Below are 17,398 nucleotides of genomic sequence, written 5' to 3' on the forward strand. Positions count from 1 at the left end.
TGAACCTAGGACAATCCGGATGATACGCCCATAAACCGTGTTGAACCCACGGCGTCATCGAATGCCAGAGTACGATGGATCTTACCGGGAGCCTGTGCCGTGCCCCTGCTGGCCGATCCGTCCTGCTAAGACAGCCTTATCGGTATTGGCTTTCTGTGCGTGAAACGAGAACCGGCATAAACGACTGCATTTTTGTACACTTGCTTATTACTTATTCCATTTTGATTTAGCCTGTCATCCTATTTCGCCTTTTCGGTAATAGACGTACCGCTGTCAGATCTCTAAAGTGAAGCTTCCTGAATGATATGGAGCGCGATACTGCATGACTCTTTCCCCTGCCCTGCTTGACGAAGCGCTGCGCTGGCGCCATCAGTTTCATCGCGAACCTGAACTGGGTTATCAGGAACATCAGACCAGCGATAAGGTCGCGCAGGAGCTGGAACTTGCAGGCCTGCAGGTGTTTCGCGGTCTGGCTGGCACCGGCGTGGTGGGCACGCTGGAAAATGGCGCCGGACCGGTTATCGGCCTGCGCGCGGATATGGATGCGCTGCCGATCAACGAGAAAGGTGATGCGGCCTGGCGCTCTGCCACGCCCGGCGTGATGCATGCCTGCGGCCATGATGGTCACACGGCAATTTTGCTGGCGGCAGCAAAACATCTGGCGGCTACGCGTCGCTTCAGCGGCACTGTGCATTTCATTTTTCAGCCGGCGGAAGAGAATCTGGGCGGTGCACGCAAAATGGTCGAAGAGGGCTTATTTACGCGCTTCCCGATGGATGCCGTTTACGCGATGCATAACTGGCCGGGCTTACCGCTGGGATCGCTGGCCGTCAATCCCGGCGCAATGATGGCCTCGCTGGACGCCTTTGAAATCACCCTGAGCGGTAAGAGTTGCCATGCGGCCATGCCGGAGAGCGGTGCCGATCCGATGGTGGTCGCCGCCGAACTGATCCTGGCGCTGCAAACTATTCCCTCACGTCGCCTGTCGCCGCTGTCATCTGCGGTTGTCAGCGTCACCCAGATTCAGGGCGGTGAGGCGATTAACGTGATTCCGGAACAGATTGTTCTGCGCGGAACGGTGCGCTGTCTGCAGGACGACGTGCGCAAACGGGTTCATGCCCTTGTTGATGATTTTGTGACGACGCTGCCGAAACCTTTTGGCGTGTGTGGGGCCATTCACTGGCTGCCCGGCTATCCGGTAACGGCGAATCATGCTGGCCCGGCTCAGCAGGTGCATGACGTTGCCGTTAGTACCTTCGGCGAAGGCCAGGTGCGCTGGCAGGTGAATCCGTCCATGGCCTCGGAAGACTTTGCCTGTATGCTGGAAGCCTGCCCTGGCGCCTACTTCTGGCTGGGTGCCGATGGCGCAACGCCCTCCGCACCGCTGCACAATGCCCATTATGACTTCAACGATGCGCTGATTCCGACCGGAATCCAGTTCTGGCAGAACCTGGTGGAACAGGCTCTGCCACAGACGCGCGCTTAAAAACCCGCTGCCGCGAGCCTGTCCAGACCGGCCTGCAGCGTCGCCGCCTCACCGCTGGCACGCAGGCAGCAGGCAATCTGCAGACGCAGCGAGGCGGGCAGTGGACGTTGCTGATTCAGCACCTCCTGCGTCCAGCGCGCGGTCTCCTCTGCCGATTTGTCCGCGGGCAGCGCTACACTGATTTCCGGCTGCCTCTCCACCCAGACCTCGGCCTGCTGTCCAGCACCGCCCACGTAGCTGATGGACGGGCAGCGCTGCGGATTGGCGTAAACCTCGCCCTCTGTGCCATTCAGCAAAATAGCCGGGGCATCGATATCATTAAAAAACGTTGCCACCCGCGGCACGTATTCGGGATGCGAGACGCTCGACAGGCGTAGCGCCTCGCGTTCGCCAAACGGGGTGGCCAGTTTTGCCAGCGTATGGGCGCTGTTGCGGACGCCCATGCGCCAGCGCAGCGACAGCTGTTTTGCCATTGGCGGACAGAGGTGATCGATGGTGATAAACACCAGTTCGCCCTTGTCGAGCAACGTCTGTGCCTGCTCTGCAGTGGTGACCGGCATGATGCCCAGCGCCGCAAACACCGCTTCGCTGGTGATGCGCGTCGCATCGTCGCTGACGCCGTGAACCAGCACCGGCAAACCCAGCCGGTTCAGCACCAGCGCCAGCAGGGGCGTCAGATTGCCCTGACGACGCGCACCGTTATAGCTGGGAATGACCACGGGCATCGGACGGCCTGCGGGTGCCTGCAGGCGCAGCATACGCGCCTGCATCGCCTGATAAAATCCGCGCATCTCCGCCTCGCCCTCGCCCTTGATACGCAGGGCAATTAAAATACTGCCCATTTCAAGATCCGGTACGCTGCCGTCCAGCATAGCGCCGTAAAGTGCAACGGCACTGTCGAAATCAATATCACGTGCATGGTTCTTACCACGCCCGACTTCTTTGATAATTTTATTCAGTTCCATCACTCGTTTCCGTTCAGTGGTACCGACTTAACGCCGCGTCGCACGCGGTTTGCGCGCGCCAGGTTTGGATCGGGCCTTCAGGGCTTCAGGCTCAGGCGTCACCGGTTGTTCAATGGCGAACACGGGCAACGCGGCTAACAGCCGGGCACCGTAAGCTTTGCTCAGCAGACGGCGATCGTAAATCACGATTTCGCCATAGCACTGGTGGCTGCGAATTAAGCGCCCGACCTGCTGAATTAACGTAAAGGAGGCGCTGGGCAGGCTTTGCACTTCAAACGGATAGCGTTTGAGACTTTTTAGCCACTCTCCCTCGGTTAAAATTACCGGACTGTCTATGGGCGGGAAAGCGATTTTATGAATGTGCACCTGGCTGAGCAGCTCGCCTTTTAAATCCAGCCCCTCGGCAAAGGACTGCAAACCAATCAGAATGCTGGTTTCGCCCTGTTCTATCCGCTTACGGTGCAGGGCGATCAGCCGGCTACGCGGTTGATCGCCCTGCACCAGCATCATCAGGCGCAACTCGGGCAACGCCTCGACAAATTGCTGCATGGCCCGACCGCTGGCAAAGAGGACCAGAATGCCTTTGTGTTTATCGGTCTGCATTTGCTGGCGAAAAAAGGCCGCCATCTCGGCGATATGGGCTGCTTCATTCGCCATCAGCGGCTCGTAGCGCATCTGCGGGATAACGAGCTTACCCTGGTCGACGTGGCTGAACGGCGAGTCCAGCGCCACGAAGCGGTCCCCGGCCTTTTCATTCAGCCCGGACATCTCCTGCAGGCGGGTAAAACTGTTTAATGAGCGCAGTGTCGCAGAGGTCACCACCACATGCGGGATTTTCCGCCACAGCATTTTTTCCAGTTGATCGCAGACGCGAATGCCTGCGCAGTGAAACAAGAGATGTGCCTGCCCCTCACGCAGCTCGCGGGTAATCCATTTGGAGACGGGTGCGCCAGAGGCTTTCTCCATCGCGGCCAGCCGCCACAGTTTGCTGACCGATTCAAACCAGCCAAAGTGGCGGTTAAGCTGCAATAAATTGCGATGCAGACGGACCAGATCAACGCTGCCGGTTTGTTCACTCAGCGCGTTGATCAGTCCCTCTGCCAGCCCGCGCAGCGCATCGCTCAGCTTAAACAGACGCGCGCACAGCGCCAGCACATCCTCCGGCAACGCGCCCAGTACAAAGCGAAACTCGCCGGGCTGATTATGCGCGGGTAACAGCGGACTTAATGCATCGCTTATCACGGTCAGTAACTCGCGCAGTTCATCACAGTGCGCTTTCAGGCGTTCAGAACTGGCCAGCGGAGGCGGCGACTTGGGCCGCATCTGACTCATTATCGCCTCGACCAGTTTGACAAACAGATCGAGCTGCAGGCTGGTCCAGCCCGGCGTAATATCCGCGCTCATCTCCAGCGCATCCCGCGCCACGTCAGGCAGATGGTGGCCTTCATCCACCACCAGCATCAGGTTTTTGGCGGGCGGCAATACCGATTCATTTTCCATTGCCGCCATCACCAGCGCGTGGTTGGCGACCACCACATCGACCTGCTCGATTTCACGTCGCGCGATAAAAAACGGACACTCCCGATACCAGCGACAATGCACGCCCAGACAACTGGCTTTATCCGTCGACAGGCGCTGCCACAGGCTGTCGCTGACGTTTTCATCGCTGTGATCGCGCAGGCCATCCCACTGATGGCGATCGAGTGACTTTTGCAGCCGTCCGCACAGGATCTGCTCGTCTTTGGTGCTGCTGACCGCGTCATCATCCAGGTAGAACAGCAAATCAGCCTGCTGATGATCATCCGCCACCAGCGCAGCCAGGTTACGCGGGCAGATGTAACGTCCCCGCCCAAAGGCCGCTGTAAAGGTTAAATCCGGAATGATTTTTTTCAGCAACGGCAAGTCTTTGCTGAAGATTTGATCCTGCAAGGCCACGTTGGCCGTGCTGATCACCAGCCGTTTCTCTTCGGCACGGCTGACGGCGATACCGGGGATCAGATAAGAAAGGGTTTTGCCCACGCCCGTAGGCGCTTCCACGGCCAGGTGACGACCGTCATCACCCGACAGGCATTTTGCCACCTCAGCAATCATCTGACGCTGGGCCGGGCGAGGAATAAAATCGGGCACCTGTTGCTGCAGCGCTTTGTACCACTGTGCTATCTGGCTTTTTATTGCTGCTGTCAGGGCCATGTTTAGATTACCGTGTTACTCATTGGCCTGTATTTTTACACAGTATTGCGGTGTCGTCAGCTTTCAGGTCTGTTTTTTCGTGCCCGCTTCAGAAACGGGCGGCGAGGCGAGCGGGCTGAGCACCGGACAAACCGCGCGGCGCAGTGCATGTCTGATTGCCGATCCCGTTGACCCGGCGCACTCTCGCAGCACATCCGCTACGTCAGCAGCTTAAACATCACCGTGGTCGCGTCCATCTCACCGTGAATGGATTCCGCATAGAGAGGAATAAATCCGGCCACCTGCCAGTTCAGCGCCAGGTAAAGCTCGCTGGCGACATCGCCACGCCGCGTGTCCAGCACCAGTAAGCGTTTCCCCTGCTGGCGTGCCCGCTGCTCTGCCTGCTGCATTAACTGGCGTGCAATGCCCTGCCGCCGCGCGCGGGGATGCACTAATAATTTACTGATCTCGGCCCGGTGTCGGCCATTCGGCATTGCGCTCGCGTTCAGCATAACCGTCGCGACAACCATGCCATGCTGACGGGCGACCAGCAGCTCACTTTGGCCCTGTTCCAGTCCGGCAAGCTGACGTTGCCAGAACTGATGAATGGCCGCCCGGTCATCGGGATCGATAAACCCGACGCTGGCCCCGTCGGCGACACAGGCCTGTAAAACCTCGACCAGCTCGCTTAACGCCTGGTGCGCCGCACCGGCGCTGAGTGATTCATAGAGTGTCATGGTTTACATACCACCAGCAGGTAACGCGCACCCTCAGTCAGATGCGCCTGAAAGCCGGATGCGCCCGTAAGATGGAAACGCAGGCTGTCGCCCGCACCGAGTGTCCAGCTCTGCGCGCCCATCGTTACCGTCAGTTGCCCTTGTCGCAGCCAGATGTGCTGCTCCATGCCCTGCACGGGCGGCGCATTATAATCAATACGGGCACCCGGTCGCAGCGTTCCCTCAATAAGCTCACATCGGAAGGTGGCCGCAGGCGGCGATACGTTACGGCGAATAAAACCGCTGGCTTCGTCCTGCCAGACCGGTTGGCGATCGCGCGGAATCAGCAGATCGTTACCTTCTTCAACTTCGCTCAACAGGCGTGACATTGTTAAACTGTAAGCGACGCATAAGCGGTTCAGGAGAGCAGCGGTTGGACTGGTTTCAGCGCGCTCAATACGCGATAATGTTGCCCGGCTAATGCCTGTTGCGGTGGATAACTCATCCAGTGACCAGCCCTGTTTTATGCGCAGTTCTGCCAGGCGAGCCGCGAGGCGTTGTTCAGTATTATCAGCAGCCATTTTTATCTCTATTATGAAATTTAATTCTCATAAATGAGATAGGACACCATTTAAGCGCAGCCGTCAAGTTGTACATTTAAAAATTGGTTGTACAACTTAACAGGCTTCGCTATGGTGGTTTCATTCAGGTCAGTGAAAGAGGTAAATATGACCTTATACAGTATCGGCGACGTCGCCGAGCGCTGTGGCATAAATCCGGTTACCTTACGCGCCTGGCAACGACGTTATGGATTATTGAAACCACAACGTACTGAAGGCGGTCATCGACAGTTCGATGAAGAAGATGTTCAGCGCATCCAGGAAATTATGCGCTGGATTGAGAGTGGAGTCCCGGTAGGCAAGGTAAAAGCCCTACTGGAAGGCGGCGATGTTGATACGCATGATGGCTGGACGGCCATGCAGGACGAGCTTATCAGCATACTGCGCCATGTAAGACCGGCAAAGCTACGCAATAAAATCGCCTTAATTGGTCGCGAATATGCAGTCGATTCGTTGATCGATCATGTTTTTATGCCCGTAAGGCAAAAACTCAGCCTTGATCAGAATACGGCCCGCACGATGTGCAGCCTGCTGGACGGCATTCTGATCGACTATGTGGCGTTCTGTCTTGCCAGTAATCGCAAAAAGGCAGGCAAGGAAGCGCTGATCATTGGCTGGGGCATTGAGGATCGAACCCGCATCTGGCTGGAAGGCTGGCGGTTATCCCAGCATGGCTGGCGGATTGATGTGCTGTCAGAACCGCTGGATGTTCCGCGACCGGAGCTGTTTCCCGGGCTGAATATGTTTGTTTTTACGGGGAAAAAACTGACGCGTCGTCAGCAGGAACAACTGTCGCACTGGCAGGAGCAGGGATTCTCTGTTCTTTTGCATGAGGCTCACTGACACAAAAACGCACGCTCGGCACTATGACGGCTGCCTTGCGCGCGCTATCATCCCCGCCTTCACATCAACACCTTCAGGTTATTTATGAATTGGAAAAAAACCTTTTTCGCCACGCTGTTTGCTATTCTGGCGCTTGGCGGAACCAGTGGGCTGATGCTGGTTGGCTATTCGCTCATCGTCCATTCACGCTAAATCTGCGCTGTAGCCGTTCAAACAGGCGATCACAGACAATCGCCAACAGTGCGACCAGTAAAGCGCCCTGCAGCACATAGGCGGTATTAAAGCCGCTTAATCCAATAATGATGGGCGATCCCAAGCTTTTTGCCCCTACGGTAGAGGCGATGGCTGCCGTACCGATATTGATAATCACCGACGTGCGCATTCCCGCAATAATCACCGGCGCGGCCAGGGCGAGCTCCACCTGCCATAAGCGCTGCCAACGGCTCATTCCCACCCCTACGGCAATCTCCCGGCTGCTGGCAGGCACGTTGTCCAGCCCTGCTAAGGTGCCCTGAAGGATGGGCAGCAAACCATAGAGCAGTAATGCCACGATCGCGGGCCAGGCGCCAAATCCCATCACCGGGATCGCAATGGCCAGCACGGCCACAGGCGGGATGGTCTGACCGGCTGCCGCAATGGTTTCCAGCAGAGGGCGGAAAGCGCGACCACTGCGACGCGTCGCCAGCACGCCACAGCCGACGCCGATAACGGTTGCCAGCAGACTGGCTACGACCACTAAAAACAGGTGCGCCAGGGTGAGTTGCCAGAAACTGTCCTGCTGGTAGAGTGGGCGCGCAAGTTCAGGAAACCAGGCGGCAAACAGCGGGCCACTGTAGGGCATCGCCCAGAGCAGACCCAGATAGAGCAGCACCAGCCACAGCAGCGGATCGGCTAACCGTCGCATCGGCCCGTCTCCGCATGATGCAGCAGGTCAGCGAAGTGAAGCACACCAAGCGGGCGGCGATCGCCATCGACTACCGGCAATTTATCGGTGCCGCGACTGATAAACTGCGACAGCGCCTCACGTAACGTCAGATCTGCCCTGAGCGGTTCTGCTTCCAGCCATTCGCCATGACGCACCACGCTGCCGACCTGTCCGAGCGCCAGTAGCCGCAGTCCTCTTTCACTGCGGCCAAAAAAATCCCGGACAAAATCGTTGCCTGGCCGGGTCAGCAACGTCAGCGGTTTCCCCTGCTGAACGATCTCACCGTCATGGAGCAGCACGATGTTGTCGGCCAGCGTCAGGGCTTCATCAATATCATGCGTCACCAACACAATCGTGCAGCCGGAGACCTGATGGATACGTAACATTTCCTGTTGTAGCGCGCTGCGCGTTACCGGATCCAATGCACCAAACGGTTCATCCATCAGTAACACCTGGGGATCGGCTGCCAGCGCCCGGGCAACCCCGACGCGCTGCTGCTGCCCGCCGGAAAGCTGATGCGGATAGCGACGCAATAAGGCCGGATCCAAATTCAGTAGCGTGATGAGTTCCGCAATTCGTGCCTGGCGGCGTGCATTCGGCCAGCCAAGCAAGGCGGGCACCGTGGCAATATTCTTTTCGATCGTCCAGTGGGGAAATAACCCCGTCGACTGAATCGCATAGCCCATTTGTCGGCGCAGGGCCTGCGCATCCAGCTGACGAATCGACGTCCCCCGAAAGCGAATATCGCCCTGATCGTACTCCACCAGCCGGTTAATCATTTTCAGCGTGGTCGACTTGCCGGAACCCGACGTACCCAACAGAACGCTAAAGCTTCCCTCGGCAAGCGTCAGAGAAAGATTTTTCACCGCCGCCTGGCCCGCAAAGTATTTTGTGACGCGCTCAAACTCAATCATCGCTTCGCTCCAGCAGGGCTATCACTACCCGAAATAACGCATCCAGCACGACCGCCAGCGCAATGACCGGGATCACGCCTAACAGCACCAGATCCAGCGCATTGCTCAGCAATCCCTGGAAAATAATGGCGCCGAATCCGCCTGCGCCAATCAGCGCCGCGATCACCGCCATGCCCAGCGTCTGCACCACCACCACACGTAATCCTGCCAGCCACACTGGCAACGCCAGGGGGACGTCAACGGCAAGGAACTGCTGGCGGCGGCTCAGTCCCATGCCGCGCGCAGTTTCGCGCACGTCCGGAGGCACCTGTTGCAGACCGGTCACCACATTGCGCACAAGCGGCAACAGCGCATAGAGCACCAGGGCGATGATCGCGGGCGCCATCCCAATGCCGCTGATGCCCCATTCACCTGCCAGGGGAACACGTTTTGCCAGCGCCGCCAGCGGGGCAATCAGTAAACCAAACAACGCCACTGAGGGCACTGTCTGAACGACATTCAGTACGCCAAACACACTGCTTTGCCAGCCAGGCCGTCGGTAGAGCGCTATGCCAAGCGGCAACGCGATGAGTAAGGCAGGCAGAACGGTGCCGACTAATAACGTCAGATGGCGCAGTAAAGCGGCATCGAACACCGCCTCACGACTGGCATATTCTTTAAGCAGAGACAGCTGTGAAAGTTGACCGCTGAACAGCAGAAACAGAGGGATGATCCAGACCGACAGATTCAGCACGAGCTGCCAGCGCTTATGTTTGGTTAACTGACGCACCGTATCCGTGATGAGCAGTAGCGTAATGGCACTTGCACACCACATGCCGCTGGCAAACCGGGTACGCGCGAGCCGGCTACCCTGCTCCGCCACCCATGTTGCCTGATCGCCGCACACGCCAGTCAGCGCCGCCAACAGCAGGGCGGCGGTGAGGAATTGCAGGGCGCTGCGCAGGGAAGACGATCGTATCCATAACAGTGCCACCAGCATCAGCCACAGCGGGAGCACCAGGCTGCCGTGTGCGGTTTGCCAGAGCATCAGGGACTGGCCGCTGACCAGCCGGTTGGCCGCCACAATGACAAACGGCAGCCCGCCCAGCACCAGACTCAGGAGCAAAACAAGGACCAGAGCCACAGGCTGTCGCCAGGGCCAGTTGATGACCGACCGCGTAAGCGACACCGTTACAGCAGCTTTTGCTGTTGCAGCCACGCTTTTGCCACACTGCTGGCATCCTGCCCTTCCACAGCAATTTTGGCGTTGAGCTGTTGCAATGTCTTTTCGTCAAGTGCACTGAACGCCGGTTTTAGCCAGGCATCCATTTGCGGATAGGCTTTGAGCACTGCTTCACGTACAACGGGTGTGGGCGCATAGATGGGCTGCACGCCTTTGGGATCGCTCAGGGTTTTCAGGCCCAGCGCGGCAACCGGGCCATCCGTGCCGTAGGCCATGGCCGCATTTACCCCGGAGGTTTGCTGGGCGGCCGCACCGATAGTCACCGCCGTATCGCCGCCTGCCAGCGATAACAGTTGATCCTGCTTAAGCGTAAAGTCATAGGCTTTTTCAAAGGCCGGCAACGCATCGCTGCGTTCAATAAATTCCGCCGAGGCAGCCAGCTTAAACGTACCGCCTTTTTTGAGATAAGCGCTCAGGTCCTGTAGTGAATTAAGCTGATTTTTTTCGGCCACATCATTGCGCACCGCAATGGTCCAGGTGTTATTGGCGGGCGCGGGCGTCAGCCAGATCAGGTGATTTTTCTCTGCATCCAGCTTTTTGACCTTCTCATAACCCTGACGGGCATTCTTCCAGGCACTGTCTTTTTCGTCGTTAAAAAAGAACGCGCCATTACCGGTGTATTCCGGGTAGATATCCAGTTCCCCCGCCGTAATGGCACCGCGTACCACTTGGGTGGCGCCCAACTGGATTTTATTCACGGTTTTGACACCATGCTTTTCCAGCACCAGCAGAATCACATTTCCCAACAGTGAGCCTTCGGTATCAATCTTGGAACCGACACGAACCGGTTCGGCCGCATGCGCCATCCCGAGACTAAACACTACTGCACCGATGCCCGCCCAACCGCGAATAGTTGCCATGTTGCTTTCCTTATCACGTTATTCACCTGGAGTCGCCGTTGGTTGTCAGCACTGCGAAACGCGCACGGGCACCCCACCGTTTTTATTCATTGCAATAAAAGCGTAGCCTGGCAACAGCGTTGCGCGATGGGTTTTGTGACGAAACCGGCCCTGACCACATCAGCCAGGGCGAGATCGTTATGCCGGGAAAGTGAAATGCTCAAGGTAGGCAGGAATACGCGGGAACGTATGAAGAAACCAGGGCGTAAACTGCTGCGGCTGCTGCTGCATTTGCCGGGCGATATCCTGCATCGAACGGTAGTCGAAAGCGTCGGCCTCCTGCGGATTAAGCTGGGGCAGCTCATCGCTGAGCGCAAAAAACACATGGCCGTATTCATGCTCTGTCAGACCATTACTCAGGGGCAGGTTGTAGCTCAGTTCGAAGATCGGCGTCAGCGACAAGGTCATGCCCATTTCTTCACGTAACCGACGTTCAGCCGCGTCTTTAGTCGACTCATGAGGATAAGGATGGCCGCAGCAGGTATTACTCCAGAGGCCGCCGCAATGGTATTTATCGCTGGCGCGACGCTGAAGCAGCAATTCCTGACGGGCGTTAAAAACATACACCGTCACGGCACGGTGCAGTAATCCTTTTTCATGTACTTCCAGCTTTTCCATTTTGCCAGTGGGGCGATCAAGATGGTCGACGAGGATGACTTCAATAGCAGACATGAGGATTCCTTGAATGTGTTCCTCATCATTCTGGCACAAGATCGGCGAGGTTGAGGGGATAAAATTGTGCTGTTTATGCACAAATCTGTCAGAGGGTGAAGCCGATCGGCAAAAATGTCGGGCCAGCGGAGGCTGGCCCGATGGGCGTTACAGTTTAAAGCTTTTCACAACCTGTTCCAGTTGCAGACTTTGCGCTTCCATCGCCTGGGCGGCTGAGGAGACTTCTTCAACCAGCACGGCGTTTTGCTGCGTGGTGCTGTCTAGCTGGTTGATGGCCACGTTGACCTGCTCAATGCCCATGCTCTGCTCACGGCTGGCCGCCATAATCTCGCTCATCAGCGTGGTCACGCTGCTGACGCCCTGCACCAGTTCGTCCATCGTCTGCCCGGCCTGCTCGACCAACTGGCTACCCGCATCGATATTGGCTACGGACTCTTCGATGAGTTTTTTGATCTCACGGGCGGAGTTAGCGGAACGTTGCGCCAGGTTACGGACTTCTGATGCCACCACGGCAAAGCCCCGGCCCTGTTCTCCGGCACGCGCCGCTTCAACGGCGGCGTTCAGCGCCAGGATATTGGTCTGGAAGGCAATGCTGTCGATCACGCTAATGATATCCACGACTTTACGTGAAGAGTGATGGATTTCACCCATGGTGCTGACGACCTGCCGAACCACCTCTGTGCCACGTGCCGCCACCTGTGACGCCTCACCGGCCAGCTGGTTCGCATGTGTGGCGTTATCGGCGTTCTGACGCACGGTGCCGGTCAGCTGTTCCATTGAGGCCGCGGTCTCAACAATCGAGCTGGCCTGATCTTCCGTCCGTGACGACAGATTCGTATTACCGCTGGCAATTTCACGTGATGCGGCTGAAATGGCCAGTGCGCTGCTGCCAACCTGCTGCATTAACCCTTGCAGGTAGCTGATAAAATTATTGAAGCTCTGTGCCACCGCGTTGAATTCCGGGCTGTTGCTGGCCGGCAGGCGCTGGGTCAAATCCGCACCGCCTGTCGACAAGGCTTCAATATTTTGATTCAGCATTCTCAGACGCTTCATCATCGCGCGGACAAAGCCTAACAGCACCAGTAACAGAATAACTGCCAGCGGGATCTGTACCAGGCCCAGACGCATCAGCATGTTGTGGGACTGTGCTTTCAGGAGGCTGCTCGGAACGCTACTGGCCAGATACCACGGGCTGCCCGGAATAGCCTGTAAAAACAGCGTCTGTTCACCGTCATGACTATTGTAAGTGGTTTCTGTCGGCTGGGTGCCTGCGTGAGCCAGCAGGGTTTTCAATGGCCCAGCCATTGGATTCTGCAGATCGCTCAGGTTCTCAAGTTTCGGCGTACCGTTCGCCAGCGCTGCGTTGCCGACCACTTTGCCGTCAGACTCAACGATCAGTACGTCTCCATGAATCGCCTCGCCCATTTTTTTAGCCAGTTGGTTGAAAAAACCCAACGTAACGTCGATGGTTGAGACGCCCCAGATGGAACCGTCGCGGTAGATGGCCATCGCACAGTTGGTACGCGGCTGTGGGCTGGCGGCATCCTGATAAGCCTTAGCCCAGGCGCACTGCCCTTTTGGTGCAGCCATCCCGTCTTTGTACCAGGGCTGCTCCCAGTACTTGTCAGCCGCCTCAGAGTTCCAGTAGGTATTCACCTGCAGCTTATTGCTGGCATCACGCGCGAAAAAGCTGCTGTCTCTCTCTTTTCCGGCTTCGCGACGATTAGGTAAGGGCCAGATACCGCCGCCAAAGACGTTGCTGTCCTGATACTGGTTGACCAGCGCCGGTAATAAGGTGTCGATCGCCGCGCTGTCGATGACGGCCGCAGCCTCGGTGATGGCGCGTTGCTGCGCCTGCACACGGTTCATTTGCTCAACAATGCCGGTAGCCAGTGAATCCACCTGATAACGAATCAGGCGGCTTTCATTTTCCACCAGTTGAGGCGCAACAAACTGATTAATTACCCAGATAGTGACCAACATTAACGCAACAAAGAAGCCGATAAGTGTTGCGGTGAAGCGGGATTGCGTGGTCTTTAACATCATTGTTCCCCTGACCTTTTGTGGCGCCATTGCCTGATCCGGGTTAACGGCACAGCAAAGGGGAACTTGAGTAGACTAGATCACAAATTTAACAAGTCATTTAACAATAAAGATATTTAATTGCGCCAGGTGCGTAACTTTCTTACCCCTGGCGGCAGGCGGCACCCGATTGCGCGGCTTATCCCGCCTCGACGACCTGCTCGCGTGGCCGGAAAATATGGGTATTTCCGCCAGCGGAAAGGCGTTCACGCAGTTGTTGCCCGCCCTGGGGTTCAGCCTGAGCAAACTGACGCTCCGCTTCGGTTACCGGCGTGGCCCACAGTAACGTTGGCCTGTCGCCATCGCGCCTCGGCAGGACAAACTGCGCGCTTTCCGGTGCCAGCTCGTTGGCTAACAGATAGCTTTCAAATCCCACAGGAGCCACTTCCGAAGCCAGCGTATGGCCTTCGCCGAGCCAGGTGAGGCGCGCCCATGGTAAATGCACAAATTCTGCCAGCGCACTGGCCATTTGCACCGCATTGCTCTCCGTCATCACCTCGCCATCAACAGCCATCCCCAGCTCTGCCCGGCGATAGTGCGGTGCCAGTTCATCAAACAGAAAATCCACCTGCGGCATGGGACGAATACTCATCCCCAGCGTCAGAAAATACCAGATGCCGTTGTGATAATGCTGCGACAGCGCCATTGGCGGCCAGTTGCCTTGATCGATCGCGTAGTATTTTACCGACTCGCCAAACTGTGCCTGATAACAGGTCATCAGATCCTGCTGTACCTTGTCCCATTCGCTGCCGTCATGCCATTCACGCCAGAACTGCCGTTGCTGTTCGGCCAGGGCGTAATAATGGTTAGTGGACGCCGAACCCAGGGGTGCGGTCAGCCGGTTCTTTTTAATACAGCCTGCAGAAAAACTGACCTGCTTATCCTGATAAAGACTCCAGCCCGGGATCACGGCAAGAAGCTGACCGTAGTACCAGAGTGCTGCGCCCGCGTCGCCCGGTTCCCAGAGTATTTGCAGCCCGGCCGGATCCAGCGGCGGCTCCGCTTCCAGGTTACGACAGTATTCGGCACTTAACAGGGGGGCAATGCCCTGCGCCATCGCCTGGTGATCGTCCTCAACCGGCGCGGGCAGGAGGTTACGTAACCAGCAGCCCCGCACCGCAAACTGGCTACGAAACAGGTCAGTGGGCCAGATATAGAAATAAGCAGTACGCGCATCCTGTTCGACAATGGCCGTCAGGGTGCGCTGCTGATTGTGGGCTTCGGCAATCAGTGTTTGGTACGTCATAGCGCCTCATTCGTGCTTGAGGAATCCATTTTCCCCGAGGATAGAGCAGGATCATGCCTGTCGCCATGTCAGACAAGGGTAAAACTCTCAAAGTGGGGAGGTCCGGGCAGGATGGCTGAAGCAGAAACGGGATGCGCTTCCCCGGAACGGGGAAGCGTTAATCAGCACGAACCGGACGCGCGGTTCGTGCCGGGGCTTACTGATAGGTAAACTGGGCGTTCTGGGTGCGTACTGAGTCCAGACCAATCATGACGTTAAATTTGCCCGGTTCAGCAACGTGTTTCATCTGCTGATTCCAGAATTTCAGTGCATCAACGTCAATCCTGAAGGTCACTTTCTGCGACTCCCCGGCTTTAAGCATGATCCGTTTGAACCCGTGCAGCTCTTTTACCGGCCGGCTCATGCTGGCTACCGGATCGTTCAGGTACAGCTGGACGACCGTGGCCCCGTCAACTTTACCGCTGTTTGTTACGGTCACGCTGGCTTCAACACTGCCGTTGTGCGGCATGGTTTCAGCGGACAGCGTCACCGGCGACACGGTAAACGTGGTATAGCTCAGGCCGTAACCAAACGGATAGAGCGGGCCATTTTCCGCATCGTAATAATGGGACGTGTACTTGTTTGGCTTGGCAAAGTTATAAGGCCGGCCGGTCGGCAGATGGTTGTAATAGATGGGAATTTGTCCCACGGAACGCGGGAAGGACATCGGCAGCTTGCCGGACGGGTTGTAATCGCCAAACAGCACATCCGCAATGGCATTGCCCCCTTCTGTCCCGCTGAACCAGGTTTCCAGCATGGCATCGGCCATACGATCTTCGTTGACCAGCGCCAATGGACGACCGTTCATCAGTACGATGACCAGCGGCTTGCCTGTTGCCTTCAGCGCAGCCAGTAATTTTTGCTGCGCAGGTGGAATCATCAGATCGCTACGGCTGGACGCTTCGTGCGCCATGCCCTGCGCTTCCCCCACGGCGGCCACGACGACATCTGCCTGTTTTGCCTTCTCTACCGCCTCATCGATCATGGCCTGTGCGGAGCGCGGATCGACGACGATGGCAGGTTCATACATATTCAGGAAGTCCTGAATACCTTTGTTGTCTGACACGTTGGATCCTTTGGCATACAGCAGCGTCGCTTTACCCTGCGTCGCATTTTGCATCCCCTGCAACAGCGAAACAGACTGTTTCGCGACACCTGCCGCTGACCAGCTGCCCATGATATCGCGCTGGCTGTCTGCCAGCGGCCCGATCAAGGCAATGGTGCCGGATTTTTTCAGCGGTAACGTATTCAGGCGGTTTTTCAGCAGCACCATACTTTTGCGTGCCACATCCCGGGCTTCGGGACGATGCAGGCGGCTTTCCGCATTGGTGTCCTGGGGATCGCTCTCTTTCGGCCCCAGATGACTATAGGGATCGTTAAACAGCCCCATGTCGTATTTCACGTTAAGCACGTGGCGCGCCGCATCGTCGATTTCCGCCCGACTGACGATGCCGCGTTTCACCAGGTCCGGTAAGTATTTGCTGTAATATTCATCGCTCATACTCATATCGACACCGGATTTGAGGGCAATACGCACCGCATCCTGAGGATCGCTCGCCACGCCATGTTTAATCAACTCTTTGATCGCACCGTGGTCGCTGATGGTGATCCCTTTAAATTTCCAGTCACGACGCAGCAGATCTTTCAGCAGCCAGCTGTCGGCCGTGGCGGGCACACCATTAATGGAGTTGAGTGCCACCATGACGCCGCCGCTGCCGGCATCCAGAGAGGCTTTATACGGCGGCAGATAGTCCTGGAACATGCGTTGCGGACTCATGTCCACGGTGTTGTAATCCCGTCCGCCTTCAACCGCGCCGTACAGCGCAAAGTGCTTAACGCTGGTCATAATGTTGTAGCGGTCTGCCGGGCTTTTGCCCTGCATCGCTTTCACCATGGTGCGTCCCATTTCGGACGTTAAATAGGTGTCCTCGCCGAAGCCTTCGGACACGCGTCCCCAGCGCGGCTCCCGGCTGACGTCAACCATCGGCGCCCAGGTCATATTTAACCCATCGTCTGCCGCTTCATAAGCTGAAATGCGCCCAACCTCTTTAACGGCATCCAGATCCCAGCTGGAGGCTAACGCCAGCGGAATCGGGAAAATCGTCCGCTGACCGTGCACGACGTCATAGGCGAAAAACAGCGGAATTTTCAGCCGGCTGAGCTGCATCACCTGATCCTGCATCGCCCGGATATCCGGGCGCGTAACTGTATTAAAAATCGCGCCCACCTGCCCCTTGTGGATCATCTCACGCACGGCTTCTTTTGGCGTATCCGGTCCCACGCTAATTAAACGCAACTGGCCAATTTTCTCATCCAGCGTCATCTTTTTAAGCAGATTATTGACGTAGGCATCACGCGCCTTTTCGGTCATCGGATGCTGAACGGTGGGCTCCCCGGCCAGTGCAGGTTGCAGCGCAAGGGAAACAGCGAGGCTAACAGCGCAAATCCATTTCATCGGGTTGGGTTCTCTTAAGTAACTGCGCAATATCGACTAAATGCAGGATGGCATCATCAGAGCATAGCATGTCGCCTGCGGCTATCACACTGCGCCCGACGCAACTGACGTGCTACAGTAAGGACGCATGCATACGACAAGGGAA

Annotated in this window: 14 protein-coding genes; 2 read left to right on the forward strand and 12 right to left on the reverse strand. The window is 57.0% G+C overall.

Annotation, left to right across the window (positions count from 1 at the left end; all coding sequences use genetic code 11):
- The first annotated feature begins 322 nt into the window (after window positions 1–322).
- Entirely contained in the window at window positions 323–1,486 is a 1,164-nt protein-coding gene (locus tag GC087_RS15905; RefSeq protein ID WP_164483081.1) for a M20 aminoacylase family protein, read from the forward strand.
- Here GC087_RS15905 and ybiB read toward each other — a convergent pair.
- The 4 genes from ybiB to GC087_RS15925 form a co-directional block, all read right to left on the reverse strand.
- Entirely contained in the window at window positions 1,483–2,451 is a 969-nt protein-coding gene (ybiB, locus tag GC087_RS15910; protein ID WP_058707632.1) for a DNA-binding protein YbiB, read from the reverse strand. The two genes, GC087_RS15905 and ybiB, sit on opposite strands and share 4 nt — an antisense overlap.
- A gap of 27 nt (window positions 2,452–2,478) precedes the next feature.
- Window positions 2,479–4,641 (reverse strand): ATP-dependent DNA helicase DinG, encoded by a 2,163-nt coding sequence (dinG, locus tag GC087_RS15915; protein ID WP_324028695.1) that lies wholly within the window; start codon window positions 4,639–4,641, stop codon window positions 2,479–2,481.
- Window positions 4,642–4,838: 197 nt separating this feature from the next.
- Entirely contained in the window at window positions 4,839–5,357 is a 519-nt protein-coding gene (locus GC087_RS15920; protein ID WP_058701061.1) for a GNAT family N-acetyltransferase, read from the reverse strand.
- Window positions 5,354–5,917: a helix-turn-helix domain-containing protein gene (locus GC087_RS15925; RefSeq protein ID WP_058701062.1), complete on the reverse strand. Its 564-nt coding sequence runs from the start codon at window positions 5,915–5,917 to the stop codon at window positions 5,354–5,356. The genes GC087_RS15920 and GC087_RS15925 overlap by 4 nt, the downstream gene beginning before the upstream one ends.
- A 147-nt stretch (window positions 5,918–6,064) precedes the next feature.
- Here GC087_RS15925 and GC087_RS15930 point away from each other — a divergent pair, with 147 nt between their 5' ends.
- On the forward strand, window positions 6,065–6,799 hold the full coding sequence (locus GC087_RS15930; RefSeq protein WP_006118575.1) for a MerR family transcriptional regulator: 735 nt from the start codon (window positions 6,065–6,067) through the stop codon (window positions 6,797–6,799).
- Between the two features lie 172 nt (window positions 6,800–6,971).
- Here GC087_RS15930 and GC087_RS15940 read toward each other — a convergent pair whose 3' ends face one another.
- The 8 genes from GC087_RS15940 to bglX form a co-directional block, all read right to left on the reverse strand.
- Entirely contained in the window at window positions 6,972–7,703 is a 732-nt protein-coding gene (locus GC087_RS15940) for an ABC transporter permease (protein WP_033737703.1), read from the reverse strand.
- Complete coding sequence (locus tag GC087_RS15945) at window positions 7,691–8,638, reverse strand: ABC transporter ATP-binding protein (protein ID WP_058701063.1); 948 nt, start codon at window positions 8,636–8,638, stop codon at window positions 7,691–7,693. The genes GC087_RS15940 and GC087_RS15945 overlap by 13 nt, the downstream gene beginning before the upstream one ends.
- Complete coding sequence (locus GC087_RS15950; RefSeq protein WP_058701064.1) at window positions 8,631–9,806, reverse strand: ABC transporter permease; 1,176 nt, start codon at window positions 9,804–9,806, stop codon at window positions 8,631–8,633. The genes GC087_RS15945 and GC087_RS15950 overlap by 8 nt, the downstream gene beginning before the upstream one ends.
- Before the next feature lie 2 nt (window positions 9,807–9,808).
- Window positions 9,809–10,666, reverse strand: coding sequence for a glycine betaine ABC transporter substrate-binding protein OsmF (locus GC087_RS15955; RefSeq protein ID WP_050504735.1), 858 nt, complete (start codon window positions 10,664–10,666; stop codon window positions 9,809–9,811).
- A gap of 231 nt (window positions 10,667–10,897) precedes the next feature.
- On the reverse strand, window positions 10,898–11,431 hold the full coding sequence (idi, locus tag GC087_RS15960; protein ID WP_033737707.1) for an isopentenyl-diphosphate Delta-isomerase: 534 nt from the start codon (window positions 11,429–11,431) through the stop codon (window positions 10,898–10,900).
- 147 nt (window positions 11,432–11,578) lie between these two features.
- Window positions 11,579–13,474, reverse strand: coding sequence for a methyl-accepting chemotaxis protein (locus GC087_RS15965; RefSeq protein WP_058701065.1), 1,896 nt, complete (start codon window positions 13,472–13,474; stop codon window positions 11,579–11,581).
- 178 nt (window positions 13,475–13,652) lie between these two features.
- Entirely contained in the window at window positions 13,653–14,759 is a 1,107-nt protein-coding gene (locus GC087_RS15970) for a suppressor of fused domain protein (protein WP_039341470.1), read from the reverse strand.
- Between the two features lie 196 nt (window positions 14,760–14,955).
- Entirely contained in the window at window positions 14,956–17,253 is a 2,298-nt protein-coding gene (bglX, locus tag GC087_RS15975) for a beta-glucosidase BglX (protein WP_033737709.1), read from the reverse strand.
- Between the last annotated feature and the right edge of the window lie 145 nt (window positions 17,254–17,398).

The organism is Pantoea sp. JZ2 (genome assembly GCF_035191405.1).
In the GTDB taxonomy this organism is placed as follows: domain Bacteria; phylum Pseudomonadota; class Gammaproteobacteria; order Enterobacterales; family Enterobacteriaceae; genus Pantoea; species Pantoea stewartii.

Excerpts from the sequence above, each read along its gene's own strand:
- GC087_RS15905 (WP_164483081.1), top strand. The coding sequence starts at position 323 with ATGACTCTTTCCCCTGCCCTGCTTGACGAAGCGCTGCGCTGGCGCCAT.
- ybiB (WP_058707632.1), bottom strand. The coding sequence starts at position 2,451 with ATGGAACTGAATAAAATTATCAAAGAAGTCGGGCGTGGTAAGAACCAT.
- dinG (WP_324028695.1), bottom strand. The coding sequence starts at position 4,641 with ATGGCCCTGACAGCAGCAATAAAAAGCCAGATAGCACAGTGGTACAAA.
- GC087_RS15920 (WP_058701061.1), bottom strand. The coding sequence starts at position 5,357 with ATGACACTCTATGAATCACTCAGCGCCGGTGCGGCGCACCAGGCGTTA.
- GC087_RS15925 (WP_058701062.1), bottom strand. The coding sequence starts at position 5,917 with ATGGCTGCTGATAATACTGAACAACGCCTCGCGGCTCGCCTGGCAGAA.
- GC087_RS15930 (WP_006118575.1), top strand. The coding sequence starts at position 6,065 with ATGACCTTATACAGTATCGGCGACGTCGCCGAGCGCTGTGGCATAAAT.
- GC087_RS15940 (WP_033737703.1), bottom strand. The coding sequence starts at position 7,703 with ATGCGACGGTTAGCCGATCCGCTGCTGTGGCTGGTGCTGCTCTATCTG.
- GC087_RS15945 (WP_058701063.1), bottom strand. The coding sequence starts at position 8,638 with ATGATTGAGTTTGAGCGCGTCACAAAATACTTTGCGGGCCAGGCGGCG.
- GC087_RS15955 (WP_050504735.1), bottom strand. The coding sequence starts at position 10,666 with ATGGCGCATGCGGCCGAACCGGTTCGTGTCGGTTCCAAGATTGATACC.
- idi (WP_033737707.1), bottom strand. The coding sequence starts at position 11,431 with ATGTCTGCTATTGAAGTCATCCTCGTCGACCATCTTGATCGCCCCACT.
- GC087_RS15965 (WP_058701065.1), bottom strand. The coding sequence starts at position 13,474 with ATGTTAAAGACCACGCAATCCCGCTTCACCGCAACACTTATCGGCTTC.
- GC087_RS15970 (WP_039341470.1), bottom strand. The coding sequence starts at position 14,759 with ATGACGTACCAAACACTGATTGCCGAAGCCCACAATCAGCAGCGCACC.
- bglX (WP_033737709.1), bottom strand. The coding sequence starts at position 17,253 with ATGAAATGGATTTGCGCTGTTAGCCTCGCTGTTTCCCTTGCGCTGCAA.